Annotated in this window: 17 protein-coding genes and 1 riboswitch; of the genes, 13 read left to right on the plus strand and 4 right to left on the minus strand. The window is 31.3% G+C overall.

Annotated features, from left to right (window positions below; all coding sequences use genetic code 11):
- Positions 1–81: 81 nt before the first annotated feature.
- Entirely contained in the window at positions 82–579 is a 498-nt protein-coding gene (locus BGI23_RS12725) for a PadR family transcriptional regulator (protein WP_062822557.1), read from the minus strand.
- A gap of 140 nt (positions 580–719) precedes the next feature.
- Between BGI23_RS12725 and BGI23_RS12730 the strand changes: the two genes are divergently transcribed.
- The 6 genes from BGI23_RS12730 to BGI23_RS12755 all read left to right on the plus strand — a co-directional run bounded on the left by BGI23_RS12730 (position 720) and on the right by BGI23_RS12755 (position 9,767).
- A complete protein-coding gene (locus tag BGI23_RS12730; protein ID WP_070806122.1) occupies positions 720–1,934 on the plus strand; it encodes a cytochrome P450 in 1,215 nt (404 codons plus the stop codon).
- Between the two features lie 113 nt (positions 1,935–2,047).
- Positions 2,048–2,626: a cysteine dioxygenase family protein gene (locus tag BGI23_RS12735; protein ID WP_070806123.1), complete on the plus strand. Its 579-nt coding sequence runs from the start codon at positions 2,048–2,050 to the stop codon at positions 2,624–2,626.
- A 163-nt stretch (positions 2,627–2,789) separates the two neighbouring features.
- On the plus strand, positions 2,790–3,641 hold the full coding sequence (locus BGI23_RS12740) for a Cof-type HAD-IIB family hydrolase (RefSeq protein ID WP_070806124.1): 852 nt from the start codon (positions 2,790–2,792) through the stop codon (positions 3,639–3,641).
- Positions 3,642–4,115: 474 nt separating this feature from the next.
- The gene (locus BGI23_RS12745; RefSeq protein ID WP_070806125.1) at positions 4,116–5,903 is read left to right on the plus strand and encodes a PAS domain-containing sensor histidine kinase; all 1,788 of its coding nucleotides are present in this window, start codon (positions 4,116–4,118) and stop codon (positions 5,901–5,903) included.
- Between the two features lie 222 nt (positions 5,904–6,125).
- A complete protein-coding gene (locus BGI23_RS12750) occupies positions 6,126–8,252 on the plus strand; it encodes a peptidoglycan D,D-transpeptidase FtsI family protein (protein ID WP_070806126.1) in 2,127 nt (708 codons plus the stop codon).
- Between the two features lie 336 nt (positions 8,253–8,588).
- Positions 8,589–9,767 (plus strand): macrolide family glycosyltransferase, encoded by a 1,179-nt coding sequence (locus BGI23_RS12755; protein WP_070806127.1) that lies wholly within the window; start codon positions 8,589–8,591, stop codon positions 9,765–9,767.
- Positions 9,768–9,816: 49 nt separating this feature from the next.
- On the opposite strand, the gene BGI23_RS12760 is transcribed toward BGI23_RS12755, so the two are convergent.
- Positions 9,817–10,497: an aspartate/glutamate racemase family protein gene (locus tag BGI23_RS12760; RefSeq protein ID WP_070806128.1), complete on the minus strand. Its 681-nt coding sequence runs from the start codon at positions 10,495–10,497 to the stop codon at positions 9,817–9,819.
- Between the two features lie 153 nt (positions 10,498–10,650).
- A riboswitch (SAM riboswitch) is annotated at positions 10,651–10,766 on the plus strand.
- 139 nt (positions 10,767–10,905) lie between these two features.
- Between BGI23_RS12760 and BGI23_RS12765 the strand changes: the two genes are divergently transcribed.
- The 4 genes from BGI23_RS12765 to BGI23_RS27425 all read left to right on the plus strand — a co-directional run bounded on the left by BGI23_RS12765 (position 10,906) and on the right by BGI23_RS27425 (position 14,201).
- A complete protein-coding gene (locus tag BGI23_RS12765; RefSeq protein WP_070806129.1) occupies positions 10,906–11,454 on the plus strand; it encodes an ECF-type riboflavin transporter substrate-binding protein in 549 nt (182 codons plus the stop codon).
- A 10-nt stretch (positions 11,455–11,464) separates the two neighbouring features.
- Positions 11,465–13,165 (plus strand): ABC transporter ATP-binding protein, encoded by a 1,701-nt coding sequence (locus BGI23_RS12770; RefSeq protein WP_070806130.1) that lies wholly within the window; start codon positions 11,465–11,467, stop codon positions 13,163–13,165.
- Complete coding sequence (locus BGI23_RS12775; protein WP_070806131.1) at positions 13,158–13,958, plus strand: energy-coupling factor transporter transmembrane component T family protein; 801 nt, start codon at positions 13,158–13,160, stop codon at positions 13,956–13,958. The genes BGI23_RS12770 and BGI23_RS12775 overlap by 8 nt, the downstream gene beginning before the upstream one ends.
- Positions 13,959–14,093: 135 nt before the next feature.
- A complete protein-coding gene (locus tag BGI23_RS27425) occupies positions 14,094–14,201 on the plus strand; it encodes a YjcZ family sporulation protein (RefSeq protein WP_000120182.1) in 108 nt (35 codons plus the stop codon).
- Between the two features lie 92 nt (positions 14,202–14,293).
- Here the strand turns inward: BGI23_RS27425 and BGI23_RS12780 are convergent, their stop codons facing one another.
- The gene (locus BGI23_RS12780) at positions 14,294–15,562 is read right to left on the minus strand and encodes a sensor histidine kinase (protein WP_070806132.1); all 1,269 of its coding nucleotides are present in this window, start codon (positions 15,560–15,562) and stop codon (positions 14,294–14,296) included.
- Positions 15,563–15,650: 88 nt separating this feature from the next.
- Positions 15,651–16,532, minus strand: coding sequence for a protein kinase family protein (locus tag BGI23_RS12785; protein WP_070806133.1), 882 nt, complete (start codon positions 16,530–16,532; stop codon positions 15,651–15,653).
- A gap of 128 nt (positions 16,533–16,660) precedes the next feature.
- Here BGI23_RS12785 and BGI23_RS12790 point away from each other — a divergent pair, with 128 nt between their 5' ends.
- From BGI23_RS12790 to BGI23_RS12800, 3 genes are all read left to right on the plus strand, one after another.
- Positions 16,661–17,173 carry a GrpB family protein gene (locus tag BGI23_RS12790; protein ID WP_070806134.1) on the plus strand — a complete coding sequence of 171 codons (513 nt, stop codon included), beginning with the start codon at positions 16,661–16,663 and terminating at the stop codon, positions 17,171–17,173.
- 167 nt (positions 17,174–17,340) lie between these two features.
- On the plus strand, positions 17,341–18,330 hold the full coding sequence (locus tag BGI23_RS12795) for a zinc-binding dehydrogenase (protein ID WP_070806135.1): 990 nt from the start codon (positions 17,341–17,343) through the stop codon (positions 18,328–18,330).
- A 261-nt stretch (positions 18,331–18,591) separates the two neighbouring features.
- Positions 18,592–19,191, plus strand: coding sequence for an undecaprenyl-diphosphatase (locus tag BGI23_RS12800; RefSeq protein WP_001104979.1), 600 nt, complete (start codon positions 18,592–18,594; stop codon positions 19,189–19,191).
- Positions 19,192–19,492: the final 301 nt, after the last annotated feature.

Raw genomic sequence — 19,492 nt, forward strand, 5'->3', positions numbered from 1 at the left:
TCGTGGTTGCCCTTTTATTAATTATAGTATTGATAATAAATCTCATTTTCATTCACTGTTTTTAACTTTTCTTTTATTTTTTCATATTTTCTTCATCAGTGATGTAATCCAAAGCAATTCATGTTCAATACGTGATTTACTAAATTCAATGACTTCTGTAATAAAAGATGAGCTAGCATCTAGAGATTGAATAGCAGTAAGCTGTTTATGTAGTACGTTTTGGCGTATTGTTAAAATTTCTTTTCTAGCTTCATAATCAAGTTTTTCAAATAGCGCGATACGAACAAGAAATTCTGCGTTGTTTGTCGCGAGTTTTTCGGGAAACTCGCGTAACATTTCAGAAAAAATTTCTTCTCCTGTTTCAGTAATGTCATACATATTTCGGTTTGGTTTTCCGACTTGTGTATGTACCTTTTTCGTTATAGCCCCCATATTCTCAAAACGTCGAAGAGAAGGATAAAGCATATTATGATTTAATTCAAAATTCTCTCCTAACCGATTTTGGATATTTTTCTTTATTTCATACCCATATTTTGGCCCTGACGTTAATTCTGCGAGCAATAAAATATCAACATACATAAAAATCCCCCTTATTTATTTCTCAAGTTCTCCTAGAAAAAACCCCCTTTAGTATATGTTAAAATAACATATGTTAGATTATACAACTTTGAATTACCGACCTATCACTTTTATTGTAAAAGAAAAGGGAGGAAAGGACTATGGCTTCGCCTGAAAATGTGATTTTAGTTCATGAAATTTCAAAGCTGAAAACGAAAGAGGAATTGTGGAATCCGTATGAGTGGTATCAATTTATGAGGGATAATCACCCCGTACATTATGATGAAGAGCAAGATGTTTGGAATGTATTTTTGTATGAGGACGTAAATCGTGTTTTATCAGACTATCGCCTGTTTTCAAGTAGAAGGGAGCGAAGACAATTCTCAATCCCTCCTTTAGAAACTCGAATCAATATTAATTCTACTGATCCACCAGAACATCGCAATGTACGTTCTATCGTTTCTAAAGCATTTACTCCAAGGAGTTTAGAACAATGGAAACCTCGAATACAGGCTATCGCAAATGAACTTGTACAACATATTGGAAAATATAGTGAAGTTAATATCATTGAAGAGTTTGCTGCTCCTTTACCTGTTACTGTTATATCCGATTTGTTAGGAGTGCCAACAACTGACCGCAAAAAAATTAAAGCATGGTCTGATATTTTATTTATGCCGTATAGTAAAGAAAAGTTTAATGATCTGGATGTAGAAAAGGGGATAGCACTAAATGAATTTAAAGCATATCTTCTACCAATCGTTCAGGAAAAGAGATACCATTTAACGGATGATATTATCTCAGATTTAATACGAGCTGAATATGAAGGCGAAAGATTAACTGATGAAGAAATTGTTACTTTTTCATTGGGTTTATTAGCGGCTGGCAATGAAACAACTACAAATTTAATTATTAATAGTTTTTACTGTTTCTTAGTGGATTCACCAGGAACATATAGAGAATTAAGAGAAGAACCTACATTAATTTCAAAAGCAATTGAGGAAGTATTACGCTATCGCTTTCCCATTACATTAGCTAGGAGAATTACAGAGGATACAAATATATTTGGCCCTTTAATGAAAAAGGATCAAATGGTGGTTGCGTGGGTAAGTGCAGCAAATTTAGATGAGAAAAAGTTCTCGCAAGCCTCTAAATTTAATATACACCGAATAGGAAATGAAAAGCATTTAACATTTGGTAAAGGTCCTCACTTTTGCTTAGGGGCACCACTTGCACGTTTAGAAGCTGAGATTGCATTAACTACCTTTATAAATACTTTTGAAAAGATAGCATTATCTCCATCGTTCAATTTAGAACAATGTATATTGGAAAATGAACAAACTTTGAAATTCTTACTTATCTGCTTAAAAACTCAATAAACTGTTCAGCAAGGTACAAATTTACTGTACCTTGTTTTTTTATTTCTCAATTGTGAAATTTTAGTTGGTTATTTAGTATGGAAGTGTGTGAATAAGAGTAGAGGAGGATGCTTATGTTAACATGTAATGGAAGTAAGACGTTCCAAACATTTATTAAAGCTGTAACGGATTTAATAAATAGTAATTTGTTAGAAGATCAAATGGTTTGTGGGATTGAAAAATTATTAGAAGAACTTTTAGAAAAGAAAACATGGCTTCCGTTAGAAAAGCAGAAGGCGAATTCGGCTCAATATGCACGACACTTATTATATGAAGATCCTTTAAATCGTTTTGAAGTATTAGCTCTTGTATGGAAAGATGGACAATCGACTCCTTTGCATGATCATGATGGCACATGGGGAGTAGAAGGCGTATTTACAGGAAGAATAATGGTGCAGAACTTTATAAAAACGAAGCAACTTGAAAATTCACTTGTTTATTTAACTCATACAGGAAGTCTTTATTTGGGAGAAGGAGAAACAGATAAAGTCATTCCACCAGCTGATTGTCATATCCTTGAAATAGCCAAAAATGAAAGCGTTGTAACTATTCACGTTTACGGAAAACGTTTAGAAAAGTTTAAAGTATATATCCCAACTAAAGAAAAGAATGTATACACGTGTGAGACAAAATATATTTGTTATAATTCATAGTTTAAAATCCAAAGCTCTTGCTTTGGATTTTATTTATAATTATTTCTTGACCTGAAACGCTTTTCATAAATTATAAATAAGGAGTGCTTTACGAGATCAGTATGAAAACGATACCTTTCATTTAATTTGAGCTCGTGTATATATAGAAAGTGGTGAAGAAATAATGAAATTAATCGCAATTGATTTAGATGGAACTCTTCTTTCGGGGAACAAAATGATTAGTAACGAGAATGCAGAAGCAATTCGAAAATGTCAGGAAGCTGGCCATGTTGTAGCAATTTGTACAGGACGTTCTATTGTCGATATTGAACGATTGTTGTTAGAAGTTAATTTGGATTGTCCAATTATTGCCGAAAATGGTGCGCTTATATATAATGATAAAAAAATGATGAAGAGATATCCAATTCAAAATATGCAGGCACTCGAGATTGTGAATTATCTTGAAGAAAATGGATTGTATTATCAGCTTTATACTAATAAAGGTGTGTACGTACCGGAATATGGAGTAGAGAGTGTACGTAATGAAATCGATTATGTGAAAAATTCAAATGAAAATATCGATTTGAAAGAGTTGGAAACGATCGCAGCATTATACCTTGAACATACAGCATTTCTTAGTGCAGAAAGTTGTAAACCAATTGTAGAAACAGATATACATGTGCATAAGCTTTTACCATTTTCTTATGACATGGAAAAATTAAAAAAGTTAAAAGAAACGTTTCTGCATAATACGGATTTAGCAATTACATCTTCATATTGGCATAATTTAGAGATTAATCATCGAGACGCTCAAAAAGGAAATGGACTATATACTTTAGCGGAACATTTAAATATTCCAGTTGAAAATACTGTAGCGATAGGTGATGGGCTAAACGATGTATCCATGATGGAAAAAGCAAACCTATCAATTGCAATGGGGAACGCAGTCGAAGAAATAAAAGCGATGTGTCAATATGAAACTTTGACTAATGAAGAACATGGTGTTGCACATGCTTTATATAAATATGTAATGTAATATAAAAAGAAAAAAAGAATCTAAATAGATTCTTTTTTTCTTTTTATTAGGGGTAAGGTATTCTATGAGATTCATAGAAGCCTTATTACATTTTATTATATAGAATATATTGGAATAAATGTTTATATTTTTCATAGTAATTGTGAAAATTTTATGAACTTTACATTTAATCCATTTTTATAATACAACTAATACGTATGAATTCATGACAAAACTTAACAAATGTAAGGAGCTAAGGAGAGTTTGTGCAACATAAAAGATCATGATTGGCACAGCTAATAATTAATCGGAGATGAAAAAACTTACTAATTAGAGTTTCAATTTTGCACGGATATATTTTTTGTTTTTAATTGAAAAATAAAATTTGTTCGAATAATTATTCTTCAGCTATATACCTACAGGCACATTCTTCGTATAATGGAGAAGTATGAATTTTAAATTTGTATGAATTTTACATATTGAGGTGAAAAAGGAATGAATGCGCGGCTAATGGAACTTATTGATGTGAGTACAATAGAAACCATGGCAGAACAATTTTATCAATTAACCAACATATCACATCAACTTCTTGATGCTGAAAAAGAATGTATATTTTCATTTGGAATAAATGAAAAGAAAATATGTAAACTTCCCAAAATTGAAATCCCCATTTTTTTATACAATCAATATTTAGGATCTTTTGTTGTATGGTCTCAGAAAAGCGAAATTTTCAATTGCCAAAAATACTTTGAAATGCTTTCAAATTTAATTATAGATGGAGTAATGAAAGGATTTCAAAATAAAAATACAACGTTACTTACTCGAAAAGAGGAGGAACTACATACAATCTTACAAAACATGCCTGTTATGGTTGATGCACTTGATTATAATGGAGATTTTGTTTTGTGGAATCGCGAATGTGAAATTGTGACAGGCTATACTGCGGAAGAGGTAATTGGAAATCCAAACGCACTTCGATTACTGTATCCGGATCATGATTATCGTCACGAGATACAAAAGAAATTTTTGACTCGTGGAAAGAACTTTAGAGACTGGGAAATGCGTTTAACTTGTAAAAATGGTGAAATTAAAACGATAATGTGGTCCAATATATCAGAACAGTTTCCTGTAAGTGGATTTAGTTATTGGGCTGTTGGTGTGGATATTACACATTTAAAAGCAATAGAAGAGAAATTAAAACAACAAACGTCTGAATTAGAATTAATTTTTCAGGCTTTACCAGATTTATGTTTCTTAACGGAAGATGATGGAACAATTATTGATTATAAAGCAGGATCCCCTACAAAATTTTACGTACCCGCAGAAGCTTTTATGGGAAAAAAGTTTTACGAAGTATTACCATCTACAGTAGCAAAAAAATTTCAAGAAGCAATTTGTCAAGTGAAAGAAAAAGGGACAAATGTAATTGTGGAATATCCACTTACAATTAATGAAAGTATCGATTTCTTCGAAGCTAGATGTTTACCGTTATTGCATGATAAAATTATGATTATTGTACGTGATATTACAGAGCGGAAAAAGACAGAAGAATTGCTAAATAAATCAGATACACTTGCAGCAATTGGTCAATTAGCAGCTGGTGTTGCTCATGAAGTTAGGAATCCATTAACAGTCATTAAAGGCTTTATACAGCTATTTCAAATTAATAAAGAAGATCAAGAAAAATATTTTGATCTAATGCTTTCTGAAATTGAAAGAATAGAAGCGATTCTTCAAGAATTTTTGTCAATTGCTAAAACAGATGAACTAAGCACGGAAAAGAAAAATCTTTATCAAATATTTAAAAATGTCGTTTCGTTAATAAATACAAAAGCAATTATGACAAATATTCAAGTTGAATTATATACAGATTCTAAAGATATAATCATTGAATGCTCAGAAAATCAACTGAAACAAGTATTTATTAACATTTTGCAAAATTCAATCGAAGCTATGCCAGATGGTGGGAGAATTTCAATTCACATAAAAGAAATAGGCAAAGATGGTATCATTATTAGTGTAATTGATAAAGGAATAGGAATACCTGAAGAACGAATTAAAAGATTAGGTGAACCTTTTTATAGTACGAAAGAAAAAGGTACCGGTATTGGATTGATGTTAAGTTATAAAATTATTGAAAGTCATCAAGGGAATATAAGTATTATGAGTGAGGTTGGCGTCGGAACAACAGTAACGATTTATTTGCCAAAATTTCAGAGTAAAAAGCCTTTATTAAATTATGATGATAGATTTGAATCGATACGTCCAATTATTAACTCTTAAATTATTAAATACCCAATAACCAAAAGCTAAGCTTTTGGTTATTGGGTATTTTTGTATTTAATTTAGAAAACTTTACCTTTTCTTTAGATTTGCTTTAATTTCTATTAAGTTTTTATCAATATATTAGTATTTGTGCAAAGTAATGTATAGAAAATGTGCATTACTTTTAATATATAGATTCAATTATTAATAGAAATACGGTAAGGAGGAGATTATGACAAGGTGAAAAAACAAGAGAAAAAAAGTGGTAGAGCAGTACCGATGCGGTTAAACATTTTATTCTTATGTGTATTTATATTGTTTTCTGCCATGATTATACAATTAGGTAAAGTACAAATTATCGATGGTGAGACGTATAAAAATGAAGTGGAGAAGAGAGAAAATGCAACCGTAAGCCTTTCTGTGCCGCGGGGAAAAATATTTGACCGAGAAGGGAATCCAGTAGTTGATAATAAGTCTTTACGTACAATTACATATACAAAGATGAAAGGTGTAAAATCAGAAGAAATATTAAAAACAGCAAGACAACTTGCAGACATAATTGAAATACCACAAGAAGATATAGACAAGCTAACTGAGACGGATAAGAAAGATTTTTGGATGCAATTAAATCCGAAACTAACTGAAAAATTAGTATCTAAAAAAGAAATAAATAAGTTCAGAGATAAAGATATTACCGGAAAAAATTTAGATAAAAAAATTGAAGAGTTAAAAAGAAAACGAGTTACAGATAAAAATCTTCAGGATTTAACAGATAAAGATATAAAAGTGTTAGCTATTAAAAGTAAAATGACTTCTGGTTATCAAATGGCTCCACAAATTATTAAAAAAGACGTTAGTGAAAAGGAATTTACTATAATTAGTGAAGGTTTAGCAAATCTCCCAGGTGTAGACGTGTCGGTTGATTGGGAGAGAGTGTATGTGAATGATGGATTATTCCGATCCGTTCTTGGAAATGTTTCTAATTCTGATGAAGGATTACCAAGTGAACGATTAGATTATTACTTAGTACGTGATTATAGCCGAAATGATAGGGTTGGAAAAAGTTATATCGAGCAGCAATATGAAGATGTACTTCATGGTACAAAAAAAGAAGTAAGAAGCGTTGCAGATAAACAAGGTACTACAATTAGAACGGAAACAATTTCGGAGGGAAAGAGCGGTAAGAACTTAACTTTAACAATAGATATGGAATTACAGAAAAAAGTAGAAGAAAGTATAGAAAAAATATTAAAAGCATATAAAGGATCAGAATCCATGTTGGACCGTGCTTTCGTTGTAATGATGAATCCGAAAAACGGACAAGTATTATCAATGGCTGGGAAAAGACTTGTAGAAAAAGACGGGAAAACAGAAATTGAAGACTATGCATTAGGTACAATGACTAGTTCATATGAGCTGGGATCAACAGTTAAAGGTGCCACAGTTTTAACTGGATTTGAAACGAAAGCTATAACACCAGGTACTTATTTTTATGATGCACCTATGAAGTTTAAAGGTACTAGGGAGAAGAAATCTTGGAAAGAGTTTGGAAACATTGATGATTTAAGAGCGTTACAAGTCTCTTCAAACGTTTATATGTTTCATACAGCATTAAAAATTGCAGGTGTGGATTATGTGAAAAATAGTTCATTAAATATTAAACAGGAATACTTTGATAAAATGAGGTACTATTTCAGACAATTCGGATTAGGTGTTCCAACGGGTATTGATTTACCGAATGAAACAGCTGGACAAATTGGTAAAAAAGATAATCAGCCGGGTTTTTTATTAGATTACTCAATTGGTCAGTATGACACGTATACACCACTTCAGCTCGTACAGTATATTTCAACAATTGCAAACGGTGGATATCGAATGAAGCCACAAATTGTACAAGAGGTAAGAGAGCAAACGTCGCAAAAAGATGAGATTGGTAAAGTGGTGCATGCAGTAGAACCAATTGTTTTAAATAAAATTGATATGAAAGAGGAATATATAAATCAAGTAAAAGAAGGATTTAGAAAGGTATTCCAAGAGGGTGATGGAACAGGAGTAAGGGCGTTCCAAAAAGCATCTTATAAACCAGCAGGTAAAACAGGAACAGCACAGACAGTTTACGGTGGAGAAAGCGATATTGGAAGAAATGAAAAGGGCGAGAGAAGAGAATGTTATAACTTAACGTTAGCAGGGTATGCGCCATATGATAATCCAGAAGTAGCATTCTCTGTAGTTGTGCCGTGGGTTATGAATGATAAATCTGGTATTAACTCTGATATTGGAAAAGAAGTTTTAGATGCTTATTTTGAATTGAAAAATAAGAGATCGACTGGAGAAAATTTACAAATAGATAGCTCTCAAGAAGGTTAAAACATATGAAATAATATAGAAACTAGAGTCATTTAATTTAGGGATAGATTCAAAATGGGTGATAGAAAGGTAAAATCATTCTATCAATTGTTCACGTTTTATAAAATAAATCATATATTGATAGCATAGGACAAGCTGAAAAGCTTATTCTAACCTCACAGAACACTCCTTATCACGGTTAGGCATCTACTTATGTAGATGCCTTTTTTAATTAAATAACTGACAATTATTTATCAATCTAAAGTAGCAAGTATATTAGGACTATTAGGGGAAGATTGACGGTAATCATTACAGTATGATTATTAAGAGCGTTGGAATGTAAGGAGTGAGAAAGAAGTGCTAAATATTTTAATGATTAATTTTCCAGCAGAGGGACATGTAAACCCGACATTAAGTTTAGTCAAAGCCTTTACTGAACGGGGGGATCACGTACACTATATTACAACAGAACACTTTAAAGGCAGAATTGAAGATTTGGGAGCTACTGTATATACCCATCCAGATTTATTAAAGGATATTTCTATTGATACTGAAACTTCATATGGATTGAACTCTTTTTTTCATGTACATGTTCAAACTTCTTTATATATATTAGAAATTACGAAACAATTATGTGAAAGCATTAATTTTGATTTCGTAATTTATGATATATTTGGTGCTGGAGAGTTAGTAAAGGAGTATTTACAAATTCCAGGCATAGTTTCTTCTCCTATATTTTTAATTCCTACTGAATTTTTGGAGACTTTACCTTTTCATCCTAATGCAGAAATACCATTCCAACCTGATGAAATTTCTGAACAGTTACTATATCGAATGGAACATGAATTTGGAGTAAAGCCTAAAAACAATCTTCAATTTATGCATAACAAGGGAGATATTACTCTTGTGTACACAAGTCGTTACTTCCAACCTAATAGCGATTTGTTTGGAGAAAATAACATTTTTATTGGACCAAGTATTTCAAAGCGTAAAACAAATGTAGAGTTTCCACTTGAATTGCTTAAAGGTAAGAAAGTTATTTATATTTCAATGGGGACACTGCTTGAAGGACTTGAACCATTCTTTAATACTTGTATTGATACTTTCTCAGATTTTAAAGGGATAGTTGTAATGGCAATTGGTGATAGAAATGATTGTTCTAAAATTAAGAAAGCGCCAGACAATTTTATAATTACTTCATACGTACCTCAATCAGAAATATTAAATGAAGCAGATGTTTTTATTACACATGGCGGCATGAACAGTGTACACGACGCTATTTATTTTAATGTCCCATTTGTCATCATTCCACATGATAAAGATCAACCTATGATAGCACAAAGATTAACTGAGCTTGAAGCCGCACATAGGTTATTGAAAGAGCATGTTAATGTACAAACTTTAAAAGAAGCGGTAACAGACGTTCTTTCAAATGAAAAGTATAGGCATGGTATACGAAAACTGAATGATAGTTTTTTAGAATGTGGTGGTGCAAAAGAAGTAATCTCAGTTATTAAATCTCTATTAAATAAATAGTGTAAATCATATAAAAGCATAGAGGCTCAACCTTTATGCTTTTATATGATTATCCCGCAAACTGCACAGCAGTATTTGCATGTAAAAAAGCAGTATCAAAAACAGGAACAGTAAGGTCGTTTTGGGAAATAAGCAACGGTATTTCGGTGCAACCTAGTAGTATACCTTCTGCGCCATTTTGAATTAATGATTTTGTAATTTGTAATAGCTTTTCTTTGGATGTTTCTGAAATAATTCCTTTACTTAATTCATTTAAAATAACATGATGAATAAAATTTCTTTCCTCTTCATTTGGGATGATTGTCTCAATGTTATAGTTTGCTAGACGTGATTTATAGAAGTCTTGTTCCATCGTTTGTTTCGTACCCAATAATCCGATACGCTTTATATTCTGTTCTACCATTTCTTTAGCACTTACATCACCTATGTGAAGAAGTGGAATGGATATTGCACTTTCTACTTCTTCAGCAAATAAATGGACCGTATTGGAACACATTAATAAACATTCAGCTCCGGATTTTTCAACCTTCTTTGCAACAGTAACTAATTCGTTCTTCACTTCTTCATATTGATGATTTTGTAATAAAGTAGTTACTTCACCAAAGTCCATGCTATATAAAACAAGCTTTGCATTTTGATTGTATTGAGAGAGGGTAAGTGTATTAATATGTTTATAGTATAATGATGTAGATTCCCAACTTAGTCCACCAATTAAACCAATTACTTTCATCGTATATTCCTCCCGTAACTATTTTGAATTCATTATTTCATAATTCCGATAAGAATACAATGATTTAAATGCACTATTAAACAAAAAATAAAAATAATTAGAAAAGTATTGAAATTTATATTGTTTAATGCCATAATACGAATTACAAATTAATACTTATCCAGAGAGGTGGAGGGAACGGCCCTATGAAACCTCAGCAACCCCTATATATATTTATAGGAAGGTGCTAATTCCGCAGAGAACACGATGTGTTTTTTGAAAGATAAGAGGATTCTTGAACGTGAAAGAAAATGACCTCTTATGTAAGAGGTCATTTTTTGTTGTATAGAAAGGGAGTATCGATGCATAATTCATTTTCAAAATAAATATAGAGTAATAAAAGTTGACTATTAAGAGAGGAGAATTGTAATGAACAAATTATCAACAAAATTAGTAGTGGCAATCGGAATTGGAGCAGCATTATACGGGATATTAGGACTTTGGGGATTTTCTATTGCACCAAATACATTTATTAAACCTGCGTTAGCTATTTTAACCATTTTTGGAGCGTTATTTGGCCCAGTGGCAGGACTGTTAATAGGACTTATCGGTCATACCGTAACAGATACAATTGCTGGCTGGGGTATTTGGTGGGGCTGGGTTTTTAGTTCCGGCATTATCGGCTTTGCAATGGGGCTCATTCAAAAAAGAATTGGCTTTAGTGTGAAAAACGGGACATATAATAAAGGGGATATTTCCTATTTAGCTATTACTGGGTTAATTGGTATTGTCATTGCTATTATATTTGCTGGGGCATTCGATATTATCGTGATGGGAGAACCGTTTGATAAAATTGTTATACAAGTGTTAGGTGCAACAATTGCTGATGTTATTGTATTTTTAGTTCTTGGATTGCCAATTACAATAGGGTTAGCTAAATCTAATAAAAAACATACACATTTAAAAATTGAAAAGTAGGGATGTTAACATGCAACCAATTATTTCTTTTGAACAATTCAACTTTCAATATAAGCATGCAGCGCAGCCTACTGTTAAAAACGTTACATTTCATATATATCCCGGGGAAAAAGTGCTAATTGCTGGGCGAAGTGGTTCAGGGAAATCAACATTAGCTCATTGTATGAATGGGCTAATCCCATTTTCTTATGAAGGGACTAGTACTGGTACTATTTTAATTGACGGAAAAGACCCGAGGAAAGGAAGTATTTTTGAACAGAGTAAACAGGTTGGAACAATTTTGCAAGATCAAGATGCACAATTTATTGGTCTTACAGTAGAGGAAGATGTAGCTTTTTATTTAGAAAATGAATGCGTAAATGAAAATGATATGAAAAAGATTGTTTCGGAATCATTAAAAAAGGTAAAGATGCATACTTTTCATAAACAAAGTCCACATGAATTATCAGGAGGACAAAAACAAACTGTTTCTTTAGCAGGTCTGCTAACAACAAATGCTCCTATATTATTGTTCGATGAACCGTTAGCAAATTTAGATCCCGCTAGCAGCTTACATACAATTGAACTTATTAAAAATATACATAAGCAATATAATAAAACAATTGTAATTATTGAACATCGAATAGAAGAAATGTTAAATCTGGATTTAGATAAGATCATTTTAATTGATGAAGGGGAAATTGTTGCGATAGGGACACCAGATGAGATTTTAGCGTCAAATATATTACCCTCAATCGGATTAAGAGAACCTATGTACATAGAAGGATTAAAGAGATTGCAATTTGATAGTAATAATGACGTAATATACCCACTTGAAAATCTTCAAAGGGAAAATGTTAGTGGAGTAATAAATGAGTGGATGGAGAAGCAAACTTTTTGTAAAGATACTTCTACAAAAAAAGAATTATTGAAAGTAGAGGATTTGTCATTCTCATATCCTAATAAACAAAAAGTATTAGACAATATAAATTTCTCTCTATATAAAGGGGAAATAGTAGCACTTCTAGGCCATAATGGAGCTGGAAAATCAACATTAGCTCATAGTCTTATAGGGATAAATAAAACAAAAAATGATAGGATTTTAATTGATGGAGTAAATATCAATTCTTGGTCTATTCGTAAACGCGGTGAAGTTATATCTTATGTGATGCAAAATCCAAATCATATGATTACACAAGCCACTGTAATGGAAGAGATTTCATTTTCATTACAATTAAAAAAATTTTCGAAGGAAGAAATTAAGCTTAGAGCAGAGGAAACATTAAAAATTTGTGGCTTGTTTCCATTTCGAAATTGGCCAATTCAGGCATTAAGTTATGGGCAAAAAAAGAGATTAACGATTGCATCTGTACTAACAACAAATCCAAAACTTATTATTTTAGATGAGCCGACAGCCGGACAAGATCATTATCATTATAAACAATTTATGACGTTTATTAGAAAACTAGCTGCAAAGGGAATGTCTTTTATTTTCATCACACACGATATGAATCTCGCATTAGAATATGCGGACAGAGCAATAGTTCTACATGAAGGGGAAATTATTGCGAATAATACCGCGTCTACTGTATTAGGGCATCCAGAAACATTAAAAAGAGCGAACTTAAAGGAGAGTTCTTTATTTAAACTCGTTAAATTTAGTGGTATTGCAAATCCTGAAAGATTTATGAAACTTTATTTTGATGTTATTAGGAGGGAGGAAGGTGTATAGTACATATTTTCATCGCATGGACGGAGCAGTGAAATTATTGTTATTTATTTTTTGTATGACACTTACTTTTTTATTTTTTGATTTTCGCGTATTGTTATTTTTATTTTTCATTGGGTGTATCGGACTTGTAGTTGCTAAAATTCCATTTCGTAAAATTTTTATTGTTTTTACTGTTATATTTACATTTAGTTTATTAAATTCTGTCATGATCTTATTTATTACACCAACCCATGGATCTGAATTAATTGGATCGTATACTTCATTTATGTATATTGGATATGCAACAATTACATACGAAACATTATTTTATGCAGCTACACTTTCGTTAAAGTATTTTACGTTATTACCATTTACACTTATTTTTATTTATACGACTGATCCAAGCAAATTTGTGAGTAGCTTAAGTAAATTTCGAATTCATTATAAAATTACTTATGCGATAAATATTGCATTACGTTATATACCTGATATTCAGTCCGAATATAAAGTTATTAAACATGCCCAAGAGGCGAGAGGAGTAGCTTTTGAAAAAGGAGAAGCAAGTTTATGGATTCGCATGCAAAACCGTGTCTTAATTTTCTGGCCTTTAATTATTCATTCTTTAGAGAGAATCGATACAGTTTCAAACGCAATGGATTTAAGAGGGTTTGGAAAGAAGGATACACGTACGTGGTTCTATACAAATAAAGCGAAAAGCCAGGATTTCATTGCTTTATTTGTAGGTATTTTTATTTTAATTGCTGCAGTATATGTAAAGTTACATGTATTTCAAAATTTTTGGTATCCATTTTAAAGCACTCTCAAATGAGTGCTTTTACTTATTTTTATATAGACATGCTCAAAAAAGGGATATTTACATAATGTATAATACGAACCAGTTAAAATGATCAACTACCTATTAGTTTTCAAACCAAAAGGAGGAGAAAATATGAGTTACGGTGGTTCTTGTGGTTTTGGTGGAGGTTTCGCTTTATTAGTTGTGTTATTTATTTTATTAATTATCGTTGGATGCAGCTGCTGGGGCGGAGGTTACTAATTTTTAATTAGTCTCCACAAATGTAAAACTAAAAAACATAGAAGATACTTATGTATCGAAACAAATAAAAAAGGAGCATAATTGCTCCTTTTTTATTTATTGTTAGATGCGTTTGTATTACATTTCGGAAATGTAATTGTCAAAGTAGTACCTTTATTTATAACGCTTCGGATTTTCAAATTACCTTGCATCGTTTCAATGATTTTCACAGCAACCATTGTACCTAAACCTGTACCTTTCGTTTTTGTACTAAAATACGGTTCGCCAAATCGATTTATTTGCTCTTGTGACATACCAATTCCGCTATCTTCAATTCGTATGATAACTTTATTATTACTAATAGAAGAGGAGATATTTAAAGTACCGCCATTAGGCATTGCTTCAATACCATTTTTTAATAAGTTTAAAAAACATTGCTGAAAGTGCTGTTTATTACCAACTATTGTTGCCGTAGAGAAATCTTTTGTAATATGGATCGTATTCATATTACATAAAGGTAAGATCATATTAATAACTCGATTTAATTCTTGTTCTACTGAAATCTCATCTAATTTTTCTGAAGCAGGTTTGGCAAACGTTAAATAATCATCAATAATTCCTTGGGCGTGATGTAATTCTTCCAGTATATGCTTAATATACTCGTCTCTTGATTCTGGAGTTAAATTTGGTGTTTTTAAAAGTTGTGTAAATCCTTTTACAACAGTTAAGGGATTTCTTACTTCGTGCGATATACTAGCAGCGAGTTGGCTAACAATCTCCATTTTTTCCATTTTAATTAACTTCGATCGCATGCATACTGCATCTTTTAAAACTTCATTAAAATAAACTACAAACAACATTAAAACAGTTGGTAATATTATGAAATAAATGATGTACAAATTATTCACTTCAAAATCTGATAAAGTTAATACAATTACAGTTGTAAATATTGCTAAGAAAAATGTTAAAAACATTGCATAAGCTACTTTAATTTTTCTATTATACGTATTAAATTTTGCGGATGCGAATGCTGTAATGATAAACATTATGCCATAAACTAGTATTGTTAACATACTAAATCCATAAAATGAAAATCTTGTAATTAATAAAATAGCAAACAATGTTATACCGACAGGGAAGCCACCATAAAGCGTACCTACTATAACCGGTATTTGTCTTAAATCATGAATACAATTTTCATCCATATAGATAGGATAGCGCATACATAAAATAAGAGGGATACTCGTACAAAGTATAATAAGTAGTTTTTTATATTTCTTCAAATTGCGCCCGCTATCATATATAAAATAAAAAATAAATATGCTACTTAAAATGTATAGAAGGTTATTTAACACGTGTTGATTGATATACACAAAGTTCATAATATTTGCCTCGTTATTTTTAATTTCCTTTTCATATATATTATCATGATAATAGTATAAACTATATATTTGTTTGAATAATATAGATTTATATCTTTTTAGTATTCGACACGTTTACCCACTCTTCATAAAATTCTTCAACTGATGCATATCGTTCGGTTCGGTTTTCATTTACAGCGCGATACGCTATTTCATATAAATCCCTACTTGCTTCCCATTTTGTAAAGGAGCGATCTTTTCCACCACCTAAAATCGCGAAAGCCATTGCCCCCATATTAAATACATTTGTTCTCGAATCAATTATAGCGTTTAGCTCAAATTCTTCAGGAGACATAAAACGTGAGGAACCCCATAATCTTCCCATTTTATTTACGTATGGTTTTTTAGAATATAAATCAATATCACAAATTTTTGTTTCATTTGTATTAAAATTATACATAATACTACCATCATAAAAATCTATCGCTACATATTTTTTCTTTTCGACATATGTATGGAAAGAAAAAATGGAATTTAAGGATTGAACTCGTTTTCTAACAGGTAAATGCTTAAATTTATAAAATGGAGAGTTTGGATTTTTATATTTTTCAGGAGGCGGAAAACTCCAGTGCGAATGAAGACATTCACCATCAAACCAATCGAAAATTAATACATATCCAGATTGAACTGGAAAGTGTTCAATTAGTTTTATAAGCGAGTTGTGTTTTAATTCCTCGTATAGGAAAACTGAATTTTTCAAACGTTCAATAGCGTCGTTTATTGTTCCTTCGTATGCAATTGTTTGTGCCCCTGCGTATTTAATGAATTTTTTATGGCCATTTTTTTCAACACCAAAACTTATATTACCTGAATCTTGCTGGTCAAAAACTGCAAATACGGTTCCTAATTTCAATAGCCAATCAAAATTATGATGTTCTTTTAACTGGAATGTAACTTGATTTAACTGAATTTCAACTGGAATATCTTTCATATTATACCTCGCATTTATTATAATTAAGTTATATATTTCAGTATTCGACACATTTTGTAAAAATCCTATGTGAATCACATGAAATTTATATAAATATAATAATAAATAGTTATAAAAAGGTGGATAAAATGGAACAACAAATCGTTATTAAACCATATGAAAAAGAGTGGCACGAAGAGTATTTAATAGAAAAAGAGAAATTTATTTCTTTATTTGGAGGAGATTGTATTGCTATTGAACATATAGGGAGCACATCTGTACAAGGGTTAGGAGCGAAACCTTTAATTGATATGATGATTGGCGTAACAGATTTGCAAATTATCAAAAAGTGGATTGAAGATTTGTTAAAAATTGGATATGAGTATGTTCCAAAAGAAACACCTAATTGGCGTTTTTTTAGAAAGGGAAAATGGAGAGCGGGTACTCATCATTTACATGTCTATATTTATAATAGTGAAGAATGGAAAAACAATCTTTTATTTCGAGACTTTCTAATAAAGCATGAATGGGCACGTAAAGAATATAGAGAACTAAAAGAGAGACTTGCAGCTACATATCCTTTTGATCGTGTTTCTTATACAAATGCAAAAGCACCATTTATTCAAAAGATATTAGAATTAGCTAAAACTCAAAAGAATTAACATTACAGATTTTTATCTGAAAAAATTTAAAAAATCCCTTCCTACGTTATTTATAGGGAGGGATTTTTTCTTTTGTCATAACGATATACATCTAATTATTGGAGACAGATTAGTTTATTTATTTCGATATTTCTAGTACATTGAAAATATTAAGGGGGAATGAAGCAATGAAAGCAATTTTACATCAATATAAAAAAGGGGTAGAGGGGTTAGAATATAAATTTTTATCTGAAACAAATCCTAATGCCGGGGAAGTAAAAGTAAAGTTAAAAGCAGCAGGATTAAATCATAGGGATTTATTTATTATAAACAATAGAAAAGAAATGGATCTACCGTTAGTAATAGGGTCAGATGGTGCAGGTATTGTTACAGAAATAGGAGAAGGTGTTTCAGCTGATTTATTACAAGCCGAGGTTATTATTAATCCTAGTATTGGATGGGAGAATATTGCCGAAGTACCAGAATTACCAGAGGTGTTAGGGGGACCAAAAGATGGAACGTTTGCTGAATATGTAATAGTGCCCGCTGAAAATGTAGTAGGAAAACCGTCATATCTTACTTGGGAAGAGTCTGGCGTTTTGGCTTTATCGGCACTGACTGCATATAGAGCGCTTTTTACAAAGGGTAGATTGAAGTGTGGAGAACATGTTTTAATTCCGGGGATAGGCGGCGGTGTAGCGACATTTGCCATGTTATTTGCGAAAGCAATTGGCGCAAAAGTAAGTGTTACTTCAAGGGTAGAGAACAAAAGAAAGTTTGCCGAAACATATGGCGTAGATTTTTCTTTTAATAGTTCCGGAAATTGGGAAGAGAGTTTATGCGAAAGAAAAGTAGATCTAATAATCGATAGTATAGGTCCAGCAACATTCTTAAAATACTTTGATGTATTAAAACCAAATGGGAGAATTGTTAATTTTGGTGCAAGCTCCGGAGATAAAATTGAATTACCTTTACGAGCGTTATTTTATAATCAAATCGATATTATGGGGACATCTATGGGTAGCAGTGAAGAATTTAATGAAATGATTAAGTTTATAGAGAAATATAAGATTAAACCAATTATGGATAAAGTTTATTCGTTGGAAGAAGCGATTCAAGCGTTAAGACGTATGGAGCAGGGAGAACAGTTCGGTAATATCGCTCTACGTATGGAATAAAAATATGATTTAATAACCTATGTTTTTATATGTATATGTTATGTAATATATACACTTTTAGTTAGTGGGTTATATGATTTTAAAGGTTTTTCCATCATATATATTTTTAATGCGTGTAAATAGTTACATAATTGTCAAATGAAAAATAGTAACATGAATAAAGTGAAAATCTAAATGTGTGTAAATGTTGTATACTGTGTAAATCAAGTAAACTTGTATCTTAATTTCAAGTGAAATAAGAAATTATAAGGAGAGAGTAATGTGAATTACGCAGTATTTCAATGGATAAACAATTTAGCAGGTACATCTGTACTCTTAGATAAGGTAATGATTGCTATTACAAATAGTGCTGCATATGTGGCTATTCTATTCATGCTTATCTTATGGTTTCATAACGGAAAGAAAGAGAATGCGATAAGAAAACAATATACAGTGTTGTATACGACACTTTCAGTAATAATTGCATTGCTAGTAAATGTTTTTATTCATTTAGTATACTATCATCCACGTCCTTTTGTATCATATGATGTGAATCAATTAGTACCCCACGCAGAAAACTCATCCTTTGTTAGTGATCATTCTGTACTTGTATTATCGATTGCATTCATGTTTATTCTTAGAGGAGAAAAGTTAAGATATATCGCACTTTTGTGGGCAGTATTAGTTTGTATATCACGTTTGTATGTAGGTGTTCATTTTCCTTTAGATGTAATGGGTGCGGCTGTCATAACGATTTTAACAAGCTGTTTATTATTGCAGAAAAAACGTATATTTGAACCAATAGCAAAACTTGTTTTCAAAATGTATGCATTCGTAGCGAAACGAATTCGTTTTTTAGAGAAATATAACCATGTAGCTTAAATTTCATAACTAGCCTTTTATAGCTTAGGAAAAAATCCCCCTTTGGAAATTCAGAGGAGGATTTTTTGTTGTATACAAGTGAATAGATTACTTGCAATAACAATTTGAGTGTTATGCAAAAAGAATGAATATTCTTAAATTTCACGTACTGTATTTTAAGTATTTAAATAACTGACAATGACTATAACTAGTTTCACACTGTTTTAAAGGAATTCATACGAAAACTTCGAAACATATAGTATTGAAAGTAAAAATTACATATTTTAAAGCACATCCTTGCATGTATCAATTAAAAAAGAAA

Source organism: Bacillus sp. ABP14, assembly GCF_001831375.1.
Taxonomy (GTDB): Bacteria; Bacillota; Bacilli; order Bacillales; family Bacillaceae_G; genus Bacillus_A; species Bacillus_A paranthracis.